The following is a 17,026-nucleotide window of genomic DNA, read 5'->3' as shown; positions in this document are numbered from 1 at the left end:
TTCACTAGGACGCGCCGCATTGCAACGAGAGGAATCACCCGGTCACCATGGCAGAAGATAACGTGGGTCGCGCTCAGCAGAGCCACCCCCGGAGCGAATCCGAGCTCCGGCAGTGGCTGCGTAACTGGGTTTCGGAGACCACCGACACCCCGGAGGCGGAGATCCGCGACGATCAGCCCCTGGAGGAATTCGGGCTCTCATCCCGCGACGTGGTGATCCTCTCCGGCGAGCTGCAGCGCATCACGGGCCAGTCGGTGGACGCCACCGTGGCCTATGAGCACAACTCCATCGGGGCGCTCGTCGACTACTTGAGCTCTCAAAGCCAGGCGAGCGCTCCGGCGGCAGCGTCCGCACAGAAGCGGGCCGTGGGCGGCGAGCAGGCGCCGGGGGAGCGGGACATCGCCGTCGTCGGCATGGCGGGCAGCTACCCCGGTGCCCCGACCACCGACGAGATCTGGGACCTGCTGATCGGCTACCAGGACGGCATCGGCGAGCTGCCGGAGGGCCGCTGGTCCGAGTGGGCAGATAACCCGGAGATGGCCCGCCGCATGGCGGACGCGCAGCTCACGGGCGGTTACCTGCCGGACCTGGCGTCCTTCGACGCGGAGTTCTTCGGGCTCTCCCCGCTGGAGGCCGCGAACATGGACCCGCAGCAGCGCATCCTGCTGAAGCTGACCTGGGAGGCCCTCGAGGACGCGCTGATCCCGGCGAACACGCTGCGCGGGGTTGATGTGGGCGTGTTCATGGGAACCACGAACAACGATTACGCGAACCTCATCATCGCAGACCCGAAGGTCGCCCACCCCTATGCGCTGACCGGCAACTCCAGCTCCATCGTCGCCAACCGCATTTCCTATGCTTTCGACTTCCGGGGGCCGTCGGTGGCGATGGACACCGCCTGCTCCTCCTCGCTGGTGGCGATCCACCAGGCCGTGGGTTCCCTGCGTAATGGCAGCTCCGAGGTGGCGATCGCCGGTGGTGTGAACCTGCTGGCCAACCCCTTCGCGACCATCGCGTTCTCCGAGACCGGTGTGCTGTCCCCGACCGGCAAGATCCACGCTTTCTCCGAGGACGCCGACGGCATCGTGCGTTCCGACGGCGCGGGCGTGATCGTCCTCAAGCGGCTTTCCGACGCCGTGGCAGCCGGTGACAACATCCTCGGCGTGATCAAGGGCTCGGCGGTCAACTCCGACGGCCGCTCCAACGGCATTACCGCACCGAACCCGGAGGCGCAGTCCGCGGTGCTGCGCGCTGCCTACGAGGACGCAGGGATCGACCCGACGACCGTGGACTACGTGGAGGCCCACGGCACCGGCACCATCCTGGGCGACCCGATTGAGGCTCGCGCGCTCGGCGAGGTGCTGGGCGCGGGGCGCGATGCGGATCACCCGACCCTGCTGGGATCCGCCAAGACGAACTTCGGCCACACCGAGGCCGCGGCGGGCGTGGCCGGCGTGATGAAGGTTCTGATGGCGATGCGCGAGGGCGTGCTGCCACCGAGCCTGAACTACGTTGGTCCGAACCCGCACATCGACTTCGACGCCCAGCGCCTCGAGGTGGTCGAGGATCCGCGCGAGTGGCCGGAGTACTCGGGCCGCCCGGTGGCCGGTGTGTCCGGTTTCGGCTTCGGTGGCACGAATGCACACGTGGTGATCGCAGCACCGACCGAGGAGGAGCTTCGCGACGCTGCTGCACTGAATGAGGAGCGGGCCGCTGGCTCTGCTGGTTCCGACGCTGGCTCGGACGCCGCCGCGGGCACGGACCCGGGCCGCCCGCTGATCGATTGGGAGGCCTGCGAGACCCCGGCCGCTCTGCTGCCGGTTTCCGGATTCCTACCCTCCCGCCGCCGCCTGGCCGCAGGCGACCTGCGCGACTGGTTTGCCGAGCATCAGTCCGCCGATCTGCTGGACGTCGCCGGGGCGCTCGCCGGCCGCAACCACGGCCGCTCTCGTGGCATCGTCCGCGCCACCAGCGCCGCTGAAGCTATTGAGGGGCTGGAGCGCCTCGCCGAGGGCAAGAAGGGCGCTTCCGTCTTCACGGCGGACTCTCCGGCGGCCACCGGCCCGGTGTGGGTCTACTCCGGCTTCGGCTCCCAGCACCGGAAGATGGGCAAGGAGCTCGCCGGCATCTCCAGCTTCTTCGCCGAGCGCCTCGCTGCGATCGACGAGATCGTGCAGCGCGAATCCGGCTGGTCGCTGGTGGAGAAGATCAACGACGACGAGCAGAACTTCGACCTGGAATCCGCCCAGGTCGCAATTACCGCCGTCCAGATCGCGCTGACCGACCTGCTGCGGGAGTTCGGGCTGCGCCCGGCCGCGGTCGTCGGCCAGTCCCTGGGCGAGATCGGTGCCGCCTACGGCTCCGGCGGGCTGTCCCTGGAGGACGCCATGGTCGTGGCCTGCCACCGCTCCCGACTCATGGGCGAGGGCGAGAGCCAGCTCACCGGCGACCAGGCCGGGGCGATGGCCGTCATCGAACTAGGCCCGGAGGCGCTCGAGACCTTCCGCGCCGAGCACCCGGAGTTCGCCAAGGTTGAGCCAGCGGTCTACGCCGCGCCGGGCATGACCACCGTCGGTGGCCCGCAGGCGGCCGTCGCCGCGCTGGTCGAGTACCTGGACGGCGAGGGCAAGTTCGCCCGCATGCTGGACGTCAAGGGCGCGGGGCACACCTCGATGCTCGACCCGATCCTCTCGGAACTCCTTTACGAGATCGGCGGCATCACCGCCCGCCCGATCCACACGCCGCTGTACTCCACCGTCCACCGCGGTGAGGTCTACCAGCCGGGTGAGGCTGTGCACGACGCGGATTACTTCGTCCACTGCACCCGCCACCCGGTCTGGTTCTCGGACGCCACCGGCCAGCAGTTCAAGGACGGCTACCGCACCTTCGTGGAGCTCTCCGCCCACCCGGTCGCGCTCATGCCTATCATGAACAACGCCTTCGCTCACGACGCGGGCGACGCCAAGACCCTCTACGCGCTCAAGCGCAAGGAGCCGGCCGCGGAGACGCTTCTAAATCTCCTGGCCGAGCTCTACGCCGAGGGTGCCGACCTGGACTTTGGTCGCCTGTACCCGCGCAACTTCGCGCTGCAGCTGCCGGGCCAGCACTGGGTGGAACAGCCGCACTGGACCGAAGCCCACCCGTCCGGCCCAGGCGCGCAGGGCCTGCCGGGCAGCCGCGTGGACCTTCCGGACGGCCGGGTGGCCTTCGCGACGCAGGCGGATCGCGTCGCCTCCCTGGAGGTGCTGGCCGAGGCGCTGGCCGACGAGCTCGCGCCGGGGCACGCCGTCAGCGCAGCACAGTCCCACGGGGTGCTGCCGGCAGCCGGTGAGATCACGACCATCGCCACCCGCACTCTGGGCGGCTGGTCCCTCCAGGTTTTCGACGTCGCCGGCACCGGCCAGGTGCTGGGCGAGGCTTTCGTCAGCACGCTCGGCGGGGACGCAGGCGCCGGCGCGGCAGCTGCTGCACCAGCCGCTGCGGTTGCCAACGCCAACGAGGACGCAGGGCAGAAGCTCGGCGCGGTGACGCAGTCCGCGCACGCCCTGCCGGAGGTCCAGGAGGGCGAGGCACGCTGGACCCCGGACAGCGGGGTGAGCGTGGCCCAGCGGCTGCGGGAGATCGTTTCGGAGTCCATGGGCTACGACGTCGAGGACCTGCCGGGCGAACTACCGCTGATCGACCTGGGTCTGGACTCCCTGATGGGCATGCGCATCAAGAACCGGGTGGAGTACGAGTTCGACCTGCCGCCGCTGCAGGTCCAGCAGCTCCGCGACGGTTCCGTGGACACCGTGATCGCCATGGTCGAGGCGGAGATCGCCTCCCGCACCAGCGAATCGGGTGCCGCGGAGCAGGCCGACGCGCAGCCAGCAAGTGACACAGCCGACGACGCCGAAGGCGCAGCAACCGACTACACCGTCAACACCGGGGGAGTCGCCCCGCGTGATGCCTCCGAGCGACTCGTCTTCGCCACCTGGGCGAAGATCAACGGCAAGGCAGCAGCCGGCGTCACCAGTCCGCTGCCGAAGATCAGCGCCGAGACTGCCCAGCAGATCGCCGAGCGCCTGAGCGAACGCTCCGGTGCTGAGGTCACCGCCGAGCAGGTCGCCGAAGCCGCGGACCTCGCCGCCCTGGCGGATACCGTCCGCTCCAGCCTGGAGACCGCCGTCGAAGGCAACATCCGCGTGCTGCGTGCCCGCCCGGCCGGCTCCGAAAAGCCGAGCGTGTTCCTCTTCCATCCAGCCGGTGGCTCCTCGGTGGTGTACCAGCCGCTGACCCGCCGCCTGCCGGAGGACGTCCCCGTCTACGGCGTCGAACGCCTCGAGGGCAGCCTGAAGGAACGCGCCGCGGCCTACCTGGACGAGATCATCGCCCTGGCCGAGGGGCGCCCGGTTATGCTCGGCGGCTGGAGCTTCGGCGGGGCCCTGGCCTACGAGGTCGCCTTCCAACTTGCGCAGCGCGCCGCCGCGGGCGAGCCCAGCGCCGAGGTGCAGCGCATCGTCCTGCTCGACACCGTGCAGCCGGCCAACCCGGCGCCGGATACGAAGGAGGAGATGCACGCCCGCTGGGACCGCTACGCCGCCTTCGTCAACAAGACCTACGGCTTCGAGATGGAGGTTCCGCACGAGCTGCTGGACCTGCAGGGCGAGGACGTTATGCTCGCGATGTTCCAGGAGATGCTGCAGTCCCCGGAGGCCGCCAGCCTCGGGCTGCCAGCGGGTGTGCTGGAGCACCAGCGCGCCAGCTTCGTGGACAACCGCATCCTCGAGTCCCTGGATTTCCACGCCTGGGCGGCCGTCGAGGTACCGGTCACCCTCTTCCGCGCCGAGCGGATGCACGATGGTGCAATCGAGCTGGAACCGGCATATCGTGATATTTCGCCGGACGGCGGCTGGGGCGAGATCGTCACCGAGCTGGATGTCATCCAGCTGCAGGGCGACCACCTCGCCATCGTCGACGAGCCCGAGATCTCGAAGGTGGGCCGCGCTCTCACCGAGGTGATCCAGGACACCCCGGCCACGGACGAAGAACCACAGGATGAGGAGTAGCCCCGACGTGTCTGAAGACTCTGCTGACCAGGCCAACCCGCAGGGTGAAGATACTGCTCCAGCGGACAGCATTGTGTCCGCGAAGCTAAAGGGCCTGCAGCGCCGGCTCGAGCTGGCGCAGGACCCGGGCTCCGAGTCGGCGAAGGCCAAGCGCGACGCCGCTGGGCTCACCACCCCGCGCCAGCGCATCGACGCCCTCCTCGACGAGGGCTCCTTCACCGAGATCGGTGCCCTCGGCCAGGCCCCGGGCGACCCGAGCGCCCCCTACGGCGACGGCGTGGTCACCGGCTACGGCCGCATCGGCGGCCGCCCCGTCGCGATCTATGCCCACGACAAGTCCGTTTTCGGCGGTTCCGTGGGCGAGACCTTCGGCAAGAAGGTCACCGAGGTCATGGACATGGCCACCCGCGTCGGTATCCCGGTCATCGGCATCAACGACTCCGGCGGCGCCCGCATTCAGGACGCCGTGACCTCGCTGGCCATGTACTCCGAGATCGCGCGCCGCCAGGTCCCGCTCTCCGGCCAGAGCCCGCAGATCTCCATCCTCCTGGGCCCCTCCGCAGGTGGTGCGGTCTACGCCCCCGTGACGACGGACTTCCTCATCGCCGTGGACGGCCGCACCCAGATGTTCGTCACCGGCCCGGCCGTCATCGAGTCCGTGACCGGCGAGAAGGTCTCCATGGAGGAGCTGGGTGGGGCGCGCCAGCAGGCCCGAAACGGCAACATCAGCTACGTCGCCGCCACCGAGGAGGAGGCCTTCAACTACACGAAGGACCTGCTGGACTTCCTGCCCTCCTCGGCCTTCGACGACCTGCCACAGTACTGGGCGCCGAACGACTCCCTGACGGAGCGGGATAAGGAACTGAACTCCATCATCCCGGACGACCCGAACGCCGGTTACGACATGATGGACGTGCTGACCCGCATCTTCGACGACGAGAACGTCCTCGAGGTGCAGGGGGACTACGGTGCCAACGTCATCACCGCCTACGCACGCATCGACGGGCAGACGGTCGGCGTGATCGCGAACCAGCCGATGGTGCTGGCCGGCTGCCTGGATGCCGAGGCCGCGGATAAGGCCTCCCGCTTCATCCGCATCAACAATGCCTACAACATCCCGTTGGTCTTCGTGGTGGACACCCCCGGCTACCTACCGGGCGCGGAGCAGGAGAAGGTCGGCCTGATCCACCGTGGTGCGCACCTGGGCTTCGCCCTGGCCGACGCGACGGTGCCGAAGCTCACCGTGGTGGTGCGTAAGGCCTTCGGTGGTGGTTACGCCGTCATGGGCTCGAAGAACCTCACGGCGGATGTGAACCTCGCGTGGCCGACCGCGCAGATCGCGGTGATGGGCGCGGAGGCTGCCGTCGTCATGATGAAGGGCAAGGAACTGGCCGCGATGCCGCCGGAGAAGCGGGTGGTGGCGAAGAAGATGTTCATGGACTTCTACAACGCCAACATGACCAGCCCCTATGTATCCGCGGAACGAGGCTACGTGGACGCGATCATCTCCCCAGAGGACACCCGCGTGCAGCTGCGTCAGGCGCTGCGCCAGCTGGCGCACAAGCGCACTCCGCGCGAGAAGAAGAAGCACACGATTCTGCCGATGTAGCCGCATCGGTGGATACGCACAGCGTGGCGGGTTCTCTCGAACCCAGCCACGCTCGCGTTGTTTCGGCGTAATATCCATAGTAATTTTTGGGTCCAAACAACCGGCCAACTAGATGGGAAGTATATGACGACGCAGTCGCCGCTGAGCCAGATCAAGAAGCTCGCCAATAACCTCAAACACTCGGCAGAGGGACTGGCCACCGAGGTCTCCGCCGTGGGGCGCGGGCTGATCCCGGTGCTGCGCTCCGACATCGTCGCCAAGGGAGGCGGCGTGCGCGGCAAGCTGACCTTACTGGAGGGCATCGCCCGCTATGGCTTCAGCACCGCCCGCCAGATGCGTTACGCGGCCTTCCACGCTCCGGATCAGCTGGCCTTCATCGACGACATGGGGCAGCGTACCTACGGTGAGATGCTGGACGACGTCCAGGCGCTGGCCCGCGCCCTGCAGCGCCGCGGCGTGGGCAAGGGGAGCCGGGTCGGCGTGATGTGCCGCAATAGCCGCGCGATCATCTACGCCCTCGGCGCCAAGGGCTTCGTCGGGGCAAAGATCTTTCTGCTGAATATCGGCAGCTCTCCGGAGCAGCTCGCGAACTCCCTGGCAGAGCACGATCTGGACCTGCTCATCATCGATGAGGAGTTCGCCGAGCGTCTGCCCGAGGATCTTGATGGTTGCCAGATCATCATCGGGCACGCCGAGGACCTAAGTAGCCCGCAGGTGCGGGATGCCTCCTGGCCGACTTTCCAGCAGGTCATCGACTCCGCCCCGGGCGAGCAGGAAGAAAAGCTACCGCTCTTCCCTAAGCGGGATCGGATCATCATCATGTCTTCCGGCACCTCCGGGACCCCGAAGGGCGTGTCCATCCAGGATCCGCTTATCCCCACCCCCTTGGTCACCTTGGTGACCAAGGTGCCATGGCGCAAGCACATGATGGTGCAGATGTCCGCCTCGATGTTCCATGCCTGGGGCTGGGGCAACATCAACCTCATCATCGCCCACCGCGCGACCGTGGTGCTGCGCCGCATCTTCGACCCAAAGCAGGCGATGGAGGACCTGGTCAACTACCAGGTCGAGGGCATTATCTCCTCCCCGATCTTCCTGAAGGAGCAGCTCCGCGTAGCCGTGGAGGGGGACTACGACGTTTCCAACGTGAAGATGATCTTCTCCTCCGGGCACGCCATCAGCCCCGAGCTTATCGACGGGATCCACGAGAAGTTCGGCCCGATCCTGGCGAATTACTATGGCTCCACTGAAGCCTCCTCCTGCGTGATCGCGACCGGCGAGGATTTGGCGAAGGACCCGGCAGTCTCTGGGCGCCCAGTTGCCGGCGTCCGGATCAAAATTTTGGACGAAGACGGCAAGGAGCTGCCCCCGGGTCAGGTCGGTCGCATCTTCTGCCGTGGGCGGTTGACCATGAAGGAGTACACCAACGACCGGGACAAAATGGTGATCGAAAAGGGACTGCTGGAGATCGGCGACAAGGGCTACCTCACCGAGGACGGCCGTCTCTACGTCCTGGGCCGCAACGACGATATGATCATCGTCGGCGGCGAGAACGTCTACCCGAAGTCCGTCTCTGAGGCCCTGGAGCCCATGCCGGGCATCCGCGATCTCTTCGTTAAGGGTGTGGAAGACGAGGAGACTTTCGCCCGCCTGGCGGTATGGATTGTCCGAGAGGACGACGAGACCGGCCGGAGCCTGACGAAGAAGGCCGTCCAGGACTGGGTGCGAGACAAGCTCGCCGAGCACTCCGTGCCCCGGGATGTTGTCTTCGTCGACGAGTTGCCGTACAACCCCACCGGCAAGGTCATGCCGCGCCAGCTCCCGGACTCCCGTATCCACGGCGAGCCCTAGTCTGCCCTAGGGGGCTGGGGTCCAGGCGCGCTTTGGGAGTGCGCTGCCTGGGGGAGGGCAGCGCGTGCCCCCGGGGGCGCATCGGCGCGTGCCCGTGAGGCGGCGCGCCTCCCGGGGCTAGGCCTGCTGCTTGGCCTTGCGGTGCACGGACAGCGTGATGAGTAGGGCCAGCACATAGAGCCCGGTGAGCCAGCCGATCAGCGCCTCCCAGCCGATGTTGAAGAACTGGCCGGAGAGCGCGCCCAGCAGGGAGGAACCCAGGTAGTAGCTCAGCACATAGGTGCTGGAGGCCTCGGCCCGGTCCTTCTTGGCCACAGCGCTCACCCAGCCGCTGGCCACGGAGTGGCAGGCAAAGAATGCGGCGGTGAACAGCAGCGCGCCGGTGACGGTGAGCCAGACCGTCGGGATGAACATCAGCAGCAAACCGGACAGCGCCAGCACCATCGAGACGGTGAGTACCCGGCCCTGCCCGTAGGCCTGCACGGCCCTACCCGCCCGGGCGGAGGACCAGGTGCCAGAAAGGTAGATGACGAAGACCGCGGCGGCCAGGGACTCTGGCAGCCCGTACTCGCCGATCAGGTGGAAGCCCAGGTAGTTGTACAGGGAGACGAAGGCGCCCATCAGCAGGAAGGGCAGCACGAACAGCCCCAGCAGCACCGGCGAGCGGAAGTGTCCTGCGAAGGCGGCGAGCTCGTGGGAGACCGTGATCTTCTTTGGCCGGAAGTTCTGCGAGGGAGGCAGCAGCACCAGCATCGCTAGGCCGATGAGGACGGAGACCCCGCCGGAGGTCAGCACCGCGACGCGCCAGTCCGCGAACTCCAGCACCGCGCCGGGGATAAGGCGGCCGAAGAGGCCGCCGATGCTCGTGCCGGAAATATAGAAGCCCATCACCCGCGGCAGATGTTTGGCATCGATCTCCTCGGCGAGGTAGGTCATGATCACTGCGGGGACGCCGGCCACAGCCACGCCCTGCAGGGCACGCATGAGCAGCAGCGAGCCGACCCCCGGGGCGATGGCCACCAGCAGGCTCAAGAAGGTGGCGGCCATGACGCTGATCTGCAGGATGCGGTAGCGCCCCAGCCGCTCGGAGAGGATGCCGACGGGGATGACGGATAGCGCCAGCGCGCCCGTCGTCGCCGAGACCGAAAGCGCGGCGACGGTGGGGCTGATGCCAAAGTCTGCGGTGATGCTCGGCAGCACCGCTTGGGTAACGTACATGGCGTTGAAGGACGCCAACCCGGCGAAAAGCGCGCCGATCAGGGCCCTCTTGTAGCCGGGATCGGTTGGTGTGAGCCCCCTCGATACGCCAGCGGCGTCGGCCGCCACCTCTCGGGCGGCCGACGCCGTCGTTTCTGGATTAACGCCCTCCGTCGCGTGATTCTCTGCGTGGCTCATGCCACTAATTATGCACTTAGGGTGCTAGCGAGGTGCCTTTGGGTAGGTCGATGCGGTCCGAGGAGACCACGTAGGCATCCATCGTGCCGTCCAGCATCCGCAGCTTCTCGGAGAGCGCGTCGGGCTGGCCGAGCCCCATCTTCGCGGCTTCCTTCTTGATCTCCTCCGGCGCCCAGGAGGCGTCGATGGTGATCGGGATGGTCTTCACCCCGGCGATCTCCGGGGTGATGGTCAGCTTGCTGACGATGATGTGGAAATTTCCGCTCAGCACGCTGGTCTTACCGGGGCCCGTGCGCTGCCAGATCGGTCCCGCGGACTGGCCAGGCATCTCCATCGCCAGGTTCTGCAGGACGGCCTTGTCCGCGTCGATGCGCAGTGCCGGCTTCGGGCCCTGCTGGGTCTCCAGCGTGATCAAGGAGAGCTTCATATTGCCCAGCAGCGCGGTGGAATCGGTCGTGATCTGGAAGGTGGTGCCCGGAATTCCCCGCAGGCCCTCTATGGGGGCTGGGGGAGTGAGATCCATCTCGTATTCCTCCGGGATCTCCGGGGGTTTGGGAGCTTCCGGCAGCTTCGGAGGATCCGGGAGCTTTGGGGCTTCCGGCAGCGCGGGCGAGGCAGGCCGTTGCTGTGCTGGGGGCTTCGCCGCCCCAGGGTTCTTGGGGACGCCCGGCAGCTCCGGGAACTTCGGCAGTTCCAGCTGCGCCTGCGCCGGTGGTGCGCCCGCCGTGGCAGTCAGGCCCGCGGCCAGTCCGGTCGCGGTGACGGCGGCGAGAACCGCAACAGCAGTGGAATTGCTGGCCCCGGAGGTCGTGCCTGCCTCGGTGGCAGCCCGATCCGCCTTCTGCTGCTTCTTGGCCTCCCGCCGCGCGGCGAGCTCCTCCTTGGAGGAATCTGTCCAAGACAGCGCCAGGGCGCCGCCCACCAGGGCCAGCAGGGTGCCGAGCACGAAGCCACCGAAGTTGGACGTCGGCAGCGCGACGATGCCCAGGATGATGCCAGCCACGCCGGTGAGGATGCGGCTGCCGCCCCCGAACCACGTCATCAGCCCGCAGGCGATCAACAGAGCGCCGATGATGAAGGTGGACACCCCCGAGATCGTCGAGACCTGGATGATGATGTTCGAAATCTCCAGCGAGAGGTACGCAGGGGTGAGGATCACGACCCCGCCCAGCAGCATCATCAACCCGGCGAAGAAGGGACGGCTGCGCCGCCACTGTGCGAAAGAGGGACGGCTGCGCCGCCCCTGGGCGAACCCGGAGCGGCGCTGGCTTGCCGTGGCCTCGTCTCCATTCTCGCCTGCTGTGGCGTCTACTCCCGCATCTGCTGTGGTCGACAGCTCCTGGGTATCCGTGTTCTCAGTCACGGGGGTGCCACCGGTGCTCGCCGCGTCGGTGGCTGCCGCCTCCGCCGCTGCACCGTTAGCACTCTGCGTCATCTGGATTCTCCAGCGTGATCTTGCTTCCCGCCGCGGTCAGCTGATCCGCGGACAGCGAGGACGCGCGCATGGTCTGCCCATCGGAAAGGAGCTTCTCGGCCGCGATTCCCCACGCACCGGGGGTGGCGTTATCGGCGACCTGGCTTGCATCGATGCCGATCTGTGGCTTGACCAGAGTCATGCCACCGCTCAGGTCGGGGGCGCCGATGATCATGTTCTCGGCTTCCATGTTCTGGCCTGGCACGAGCATCTGGAACTTCTTCTCCCCAATACCCGGCACCTTGACTGGTGCGGACATGCACACGTCAGACACGCGGGCCTTGGACATCTTGATGCGGGAGACCGTCTCCTCGCCGGTGGCCAGCTTGTCGGAATCGACGAAGAGCGAGAATCCGTCCGCGTCCAGACCGCCGACGTCCATGTTGAAGATCGTGTTGGACAGCGCCAAGTTGGCGGAGATCCCGCCTTCGGCCATCGCGACGCCCATTCCGCCGGATGCCAGCAGGCCGACACCCAGAATTCCTGCGAATCGAATTTTCCTTGTGTGTCCCATGTCATAGAACCCTAGGCGCGCAAAACTAAGTTTCGTGCGAACTTCGAGAAAATTTCCCCGAAAAAATTGAGAGCGGCGGGGAGTTTTAGCTCTTTCGCGCCCTGCGCTGGGCGATCCCGCGCCAGCCGAAGAGCAGCAGCGCGGACATCACAGTGGCCACCAGGATGAAGGACCAGTGGGGGATCGCCGCATGGCGGATGCCCCAGATGCCGAGGCCAACGACGAGGCCGCCCAGCCATACGAAGACCCCGGTGCGCAGCGCCTGGCCAGCGGCGCGAGCCCCCGTGGCAAGCAGGATGCCCCAGACGATCACGGCCCCCAGCATGAAGGGCCAGGCGGTATCCAGCCAACGCAGGACGCTGAAGCCCGAGCCGTCGTCGTGGGCCAGGCGCGCGAGCAGTGCGAAGATCAGCAGTGCCAGAAGATCCAGCACGGGCGCAAGAGCGCCGGAGGTTGGCGCCGGGGTGGCGGGGGCAGAAGCGTTGTGCGGGGTAGTAGACATGCCCTCAGCTTAGCGGGAGGTGGGTCCGGGGTTCTTGGGCACTACGGGGGAGGTCGCCGAGCCCGTACCCGTGACGGGCTCGGCGTCTGGCTTCGGTGCCTCCGCCTCAGTAGCTGGTGCCAGCTCGCGGGGGTTGGGCAACTTTGCCACGAGGAAGATGATCCAGCCCAACCCCACGAGGCCCACGAAGCTAAACATGCGGAAGACAATCACGGCGGCGAAGGCCTGCCCGGAGGTCAGCCCCGCAACCGCGACCAGGGTGCTGGTCAGCACGATGTCCACCGGCCCCAGCCCTCCCGGGGTGATCTGTGCCTGCCCGACCAGCTTGGCGGAGATGAAGCTCAGCACCACCCCGGCGATCGGCGCCTTAGCCCCCACGGCGTAGGTGCAGGCCAGCAGGCAGATAATCTCCAGGATCCAGTTCAGCATGGACCAGTTGATCGCCAACGCGAGCTTCGGCAGCGGCAGCTCCACGGTCGCGAGCTGCTCGGAGAAGCCCGCCAGCTGCTCCACGTGCCGATCCTCCGGCTTCTTGCGCCAGCGGTTGAAACCCCGCAGCCGGGCGATCAGCCAGTCCTCCACCTTCTTGGGGTTGCGGGCGGCCCAATTCGTTAGGGACGCCAACACCACCAACACCACAAGCGAGACAGCCAACGTGAGTGGGTTGACCTTCAGCCCGAGGAAGAAGACCGAGCCGATGCCCAGCAGTGCCATGCCCGCGCCCGCGAGCAGGCCGGAGAAGACCATGTACCAGCTGGCGATCACCGGGGTCGCGCCCCACTTCAGCTGCTCCCGGAAGATCATCGCCACGGAGATGGCGGGCCCACCGGGCAGGGACGCGGACCAGGCATTCGCGACCAGCCCCAGCACGTTGGCTGAGAGCCGCCGGACCCTGATCCCCGCCGAGCGCAGCAGCACGACCATGACCTCCGCCTGCGCGAACATAGACAGCAGGACGGTCATGGCGGCGAGCAGCAGCCAGCGGTTATCGGCAGCCTTCAGCTCCTCCCACCCATTTTCCAGGAAGCCGAAGTGGCGGTGCGCCATGAACGCGATGGCGGCGAGCACCGCCAGCGCAATGGCGATCCGGGTGAGGGGGGAGCGGAGGAAGGCTGAGGTCTTGGCGAGCACTAGTCTTGGCGACCCTCCTCGCGGCGCTTCAGCTCCGCCATGAGTTGCTCGAAGGGCACGGTGCGGCCGCGCTGCCCGGAGTGCTCGGTGTCCGGCTCGGCAGCGGGCTCATGAGTCGCTTCGTATTCTTCCTCGCCGTCTGCTTCGACGTCGGCGTCGTCGTCTACCTCGTCGTTCGCAGCCTCGTTCGCTTCGGGTTCCACGTCGACGGCGGCAGCCGCATCAGCATCGACGTCCGCGGCTGCGCCCTCGTAGTCCACGTGGTCCGCATCCTCCGCGGAGGCCACGTGGCCCTCGTCCGCAGACTCGACGTCCTCCGCGAACTCGGCACCCTCGGTGCGCTCACCGTCGACGTCCACGTCCTCGTGCTCATCTTCGGCGTGCGGCTCAGGGAGCGGCTCCGGCAGCGGCGAGCGCTGGCCGGAAACCTCCGGGGCGGCCACGGTGGCGGCCCCACCGGTCGTGGCAGCAGCGCCCGCTGCCACCGGTGCGCCAGCACCCACCAGCGCCGGCTCGGCCGCGCCCATCGCGACCGGGGAATCAGCCAGCTGCTCGTTGTGCCCAACCTTCTCGGACAGCCGCTGCACCCAGCGGGGTGCCCACCAGTTGTCCTCGCGCAGCATGTGCATCACAGCGGGAACCAGCAACAGGCGGATGACGGTCGCGTCCAATATCAGGGCCGTGATCATGCCGTAGGCGATGTACTTCATCATCACGATGTCCGAGAAGCCGAAGGCTCCGGCGACCACGATCATGATCAGGGCGGCGGCGGTGATGATCCCGCCGGTATTCGCCACGCCGAAGCGGATCGAACGGTCGGTACTCTCCCCGTGGGAGCGGGCCTCCACCATGCGGGAGACCAGGAAGACCTCGTAGTCCGTGGACAAGCCAAAGAGGATTGCCACGATGAGCACCAGGATCGGGCTCATCAGCGGGCCTGGCGTGAAGTTGAACAGGTCCGCGCCCACGCCGTCGACGAACAGCAGCGTCAGCACGCCGAGGGTCGCGCCGATGCCCAGCACGTTCATGATCACGGCCTTCGCCGGGATGATCAGCGAGCCGAAGACCAGCGCCATGAGAACGAAACTGACCACCACGATGTAGAGCATCATCCACGGCAGCTTGTCGAACAGGGCCTGGATGGACTCCTGCTCCATGGCCGGGGTGCCGGCGACCAGCACCTCGGCGCCCTCGGCATTCAGGTCCTCCAACTCCTCGACGATGCGCTTGTAGTCGTCGCGGTCGGCGATACCGGTGGACAGCACCGTCGTGTCGTCCTTCGTCGGCTGCGTGACGCGGAACGGACCGGTCAGCCCCGTGATGTTGTTGGCCTCTCGGTAGACCTGGGCCACCGCCTGCTGATCGCCCTGAACGACGAGCTTGATCGGGTCGGTGCGGAAGGCCGGGAACTTCTCGTCGAAGTTATTCTGCGCCACGCGGGTGGTCTCGTTCGGCGGCAGGTAGGTCTCGTTGATGCCGCCGAACTTGATGCCGGCCATCGGGGCGGTCAGGGCGAGCAGAAGCGCGACCAGCAGGAAGGTCACGGCCTTGGAGTGGCGCATCGCGAAGGCCGGGATGCGACCCCAGATGGTGTTGATCTGCTCGTCGCGGGTGCGGGTCTTGTGCTTGCGCACCGCCCACTTATCGATGTTGTGGCCCAGCATGCCGAAGATGCTCGGCAGCACCATCACGGAGAGCAGCGCAGCCAGGCCGACCGCGCTCATCGCGCCGAAGGCCACGGACTTCAGGAAGGCCTGCGGGAAGATCAGCAGGCCGGAAAGCGCGACGGCCACCATCGCCGCGGAGAAGACCACCGTCTTACCCGCCGTTGCGGTGGTATTCCGTACCGCGGTGGGGACGTCGCTGCCCTCGGCGAGCTCCTCGCGGAAGCGGGAGACCATGAACAGGCCGTAGTCGATCGCCAGGCCCAGGCCCAGCAGGGTGACGACGGAGATCGCGAAGACGTTGATCTGCGTGGTCGCCGCAAGCAGCGAGAGTACGCCCAGGGAGCCGAGGATGGACAGCACGCCCACCAGCAGCGGCATCAGCGCGGCGATCACGCCACCGAAGACGATGAGCAGCAACACGCCGACCGCCGGCAGGGCGTAGATCTCGGCGCGGGAGATGTCCCGGGACATGCCGGAATCCAGCGCGCCGGCCACCGCGGTCTGACCCGCGATCTCCGTCTTCAACCCCGGCACCTCGATCTTCGCCAGGTCGTCCTCGATGGCGCGCAGGTTGTTCAGGACATCCTCGTCCTCGCCCTTCATCGCCAGGGACGCGAAGGCGGCGTCGCCCTCCGGGGTTGCCATCTGGCGCGGCCCGTTGGCCCAGTAGGAATTGATCGTGCGGATGTTATCCGGGTACTTCTCCTGCAGGGCGGTCAGCTGCTTCGTTAGCGATTCCTTGACCTCCGGGGTGGTCACCGACTGAGGTTTATCGCCGGTGACCAGCAGGATCACGTCGCCCGAGTCATCGCGACCGAAGATCTCCTCCTCGATCTCCTTCGCCCGGGTGGACTGCGAGCCGGGATCGTCCCAACCCTCCTGGCTCAGCCGGTCGTCCAGCTGTGTGCCCACGGTCGCGAAGAGCGCGAGCACCGCCGCGATGATGACCAGCGGGATGACCCGGCGGAAACGGTAGGCGAAATTTCCCCAAGCGCTAAACATGGAAGTTGTTCTCCGAAGGATTGTGGTGGTTGTTGTCCCTGCGCTCGGCAAGCGCAGTCAGCGGGCGGAAAGGCTGCAGCCAAGCGCCCTCGTCCGGCAGGTTGTCCAGGCTCACGCGCGGCAGCGGTTCGCGGAAGACCCCGGGGATGTCCTCCAGGTCCACGAAACGCAGCTTTTCGTTGCCCAGCACCCAGGCGACGTGCTCCCGGAATCCGATCACGGTGACCGGGATGTCCTCGGAGAGCTCCTCCAGGGTCTCCCGGAAGTTCTGGCCATCCGCGCTGGCGACGATCAGCCCGTCGAGAACGCCCTCCGAGTGACGGCGACGGATGAGGTCCAGCATGTCGGCGTCGACGTCCGAATCCTCGCGGATCTTGGGCTTGGCGAAGACGGCGAAGCCCACGTTGCGCAGGGCTTCCACCCAGGGACGGACGACGTCAGCGCCGCCGGGGGTGATGTTCGTGAAGACGGTCGCTTCGGGCTCGATCAGCTCCTCACCGCTGAGCCCGAAGTCCTCGTTGAGCTGCTCGGTTTCGTTGATGACCCAGCGGCCCACCGCGTCGAAACGGGGACGGTGGGCGGCGGTGGGGCGAGCCCCCAGGATCGCGCCCAACCCCATGTCGATATTCGGGGCGTCCCACACCAGCAGCAGGGTGGGGCGGGTCTCGGTGGCGGAACCGTAGGAGCGATGCTGCTCCCCAACGGTGGTTCCGGCACCGGAAGAAGAAGGACTAGTCATATGCGGGATAAATCGTGATGAAAGAGCTCAGCAGTGAAAAGCTGCTGAGGAAATTCTGGAATAGGGATCAATCCAAACTACCACCGGTTACCCC

The 17,026-nt window shown here is 67.0% G+C and carries 10 protein-coding genes; 3 read left to right on the top strand and 7 right to left on the bottom strand.

Annotated elements, in window-relative coordinates; all coding sequences use genetic code 11:
* Positions 1–47 precede the first annotated feature (47 nt).
* The 3 genes from pks13 to Q1V78_RS04930 all read left to right on the top strand — a co-directional run bounded on the left by pks13 (position 48) and on the right by Q1V78_RS04930 (position 8,508).
* Complete coding sequence (gene pks13 / locus Q1V78_RS04940) at positions 48–5,048, top strand: polyketide synthase Pks13 (RefSeq protein WP_300612266.1); 5,001 nt, start codon at positions 48–50, stop codon at positions 5,046–5,048.
* A gap of 7 nt (positions 5,049–5,055) precedes the next feature.
* Positions 5,056–6,657 carry an acyl-CoA carboxylase subunit beta gene (locus Q1V78_RS04935; RefSeq protein ID WP_300612264.1) on the top strand — a complete coding sequence of 534 codons (1,602 nt, stop codon included), beginning with the start codon at positions 5,056–5,058 and terminating at the stop codon, positions 6,655–6,657.
* Between the two features lie 123 nt (positions 6,658–6,780).
* Positions 6,781–8,508, top strand: a complete 1,728-nt coding sequence (locus Q1V78_RS04930) for an acyl-CoA synthetase (RefSeq protein WP_300612262.1) — start codon at positions 6,781–6,783, stop codon at positions 8,506–8,508.
* Positions 8,509–8,625: 117 nt separating this feature from the next.
* Here the strand turns inward: Q1V78_RS04930 and Q1V78_RS04925 are convergent, their stop codons facing one another.
* The 7 genes from Q1V78_RS04925 to Q1V78_RS04895 form a co-directional block, all read right to left on the bottom strand.
* Positions 8,626–9,903 (bottom strand): MFS transporter, encoded by a 1,278-nt coding sequence (locus Q1V78_RS04925; RefSeq protein WP_300612260.1) that lies wholly within the window; start codon positions 9,901–9,903, stop codon positions 8,626–8,628.
* Positions 9,904–9,919: 16 nt separating this feature from the next.
* Positions 9,920–11,338, bottom strand: a complete 1,419-nt coding sequence (locus Q1V78_RS04920) for a DUF6114 domain-containing protein (protein WP_300612258.1) — start codon at positions 11,336–11,338, stop codon at positions 9,920–9,922.
* Positions 11,322–11,891 (bottom strand): DUF6230 family protein, encoded by a 570-nt coding sequence (locus Q1V78_RS04915; protein WP_300612256.1) that lies wholly within the window; start codon positions 11,889–11,891, stop codon positions 11,322–11,324. Before Q1V78_RS04915 ends, Q1V78_RS04920 begins: the two co-directional genes overlap by 17 nt.
* An 85-nt stretch (positions 11,892–11,976) precedes the next feature.
* Positions 11,977–12,393, bottom strand: coding sequence for a DUF3054 domain-containing protein (locus Q1V78_RS04910; protein ID WP_300612254.1), 417 nt, complete (start codon positions 12,391–12,393; stop codon positions 11,977–11,979).
* 9 nt (positions 12,394–12,402) lie between these two features.
* Entirely contained in the window at positions 12,403–13,524 is a 1,122-nt protein-coding gene (locus Q1V78_RS04905) for a YbhN family protein (RefSeq protein ID WP_300612252.1), read from the bottom strand.
* Positions 13,524–16,193 carry an MMPL family transporter gene (locus Q1V78_RS04900; protein WP_300612250.1) on the bottom strand — a complete coding sequence of 890 codons (2,670 nt, stop codon included), beginning with the start codon at positions 16,191–16,193 and terminating at the stop codon, positions 13,524–13,526. Before Q1V78_RS04900 ends, Q1V78_RS04905 begins: the two co-directional genes overlap by 1 nt.
* Positions 16,186–16,932 (bottom strand): NYN domain-containing protein, encoded by a 747-nt coding sequence (locus Q1V78_RS04895; protein ID WP_300612248.1) that lies wholly within the window; start codon positions 16,930–16,932, stop codon positions 16,186–16,188. The genes Q1V78_RS04900 and Q1V78_RS04895 overlap by 8 nt, the downstream gene beginning before the upstream one ends.
* Positions 16,933–17,026 lie beyond the last annotated feature (94 nt).

The organism is Corynebacterium sp., from assembly GCF_030152825.1.
In the GTDB taxonomy this organism is placed as follows: domain Bacteria; phylum Actinomycetota; class Actinomycetes; order Mycobacteriales; family Mycobacteriaceae; genus Corynebacterium.
The sequence above is the reverse complement of the archived record's forward strand: the minus strand, read 5'-3'. Positions and strand labels throughout refer to the sequence as shown.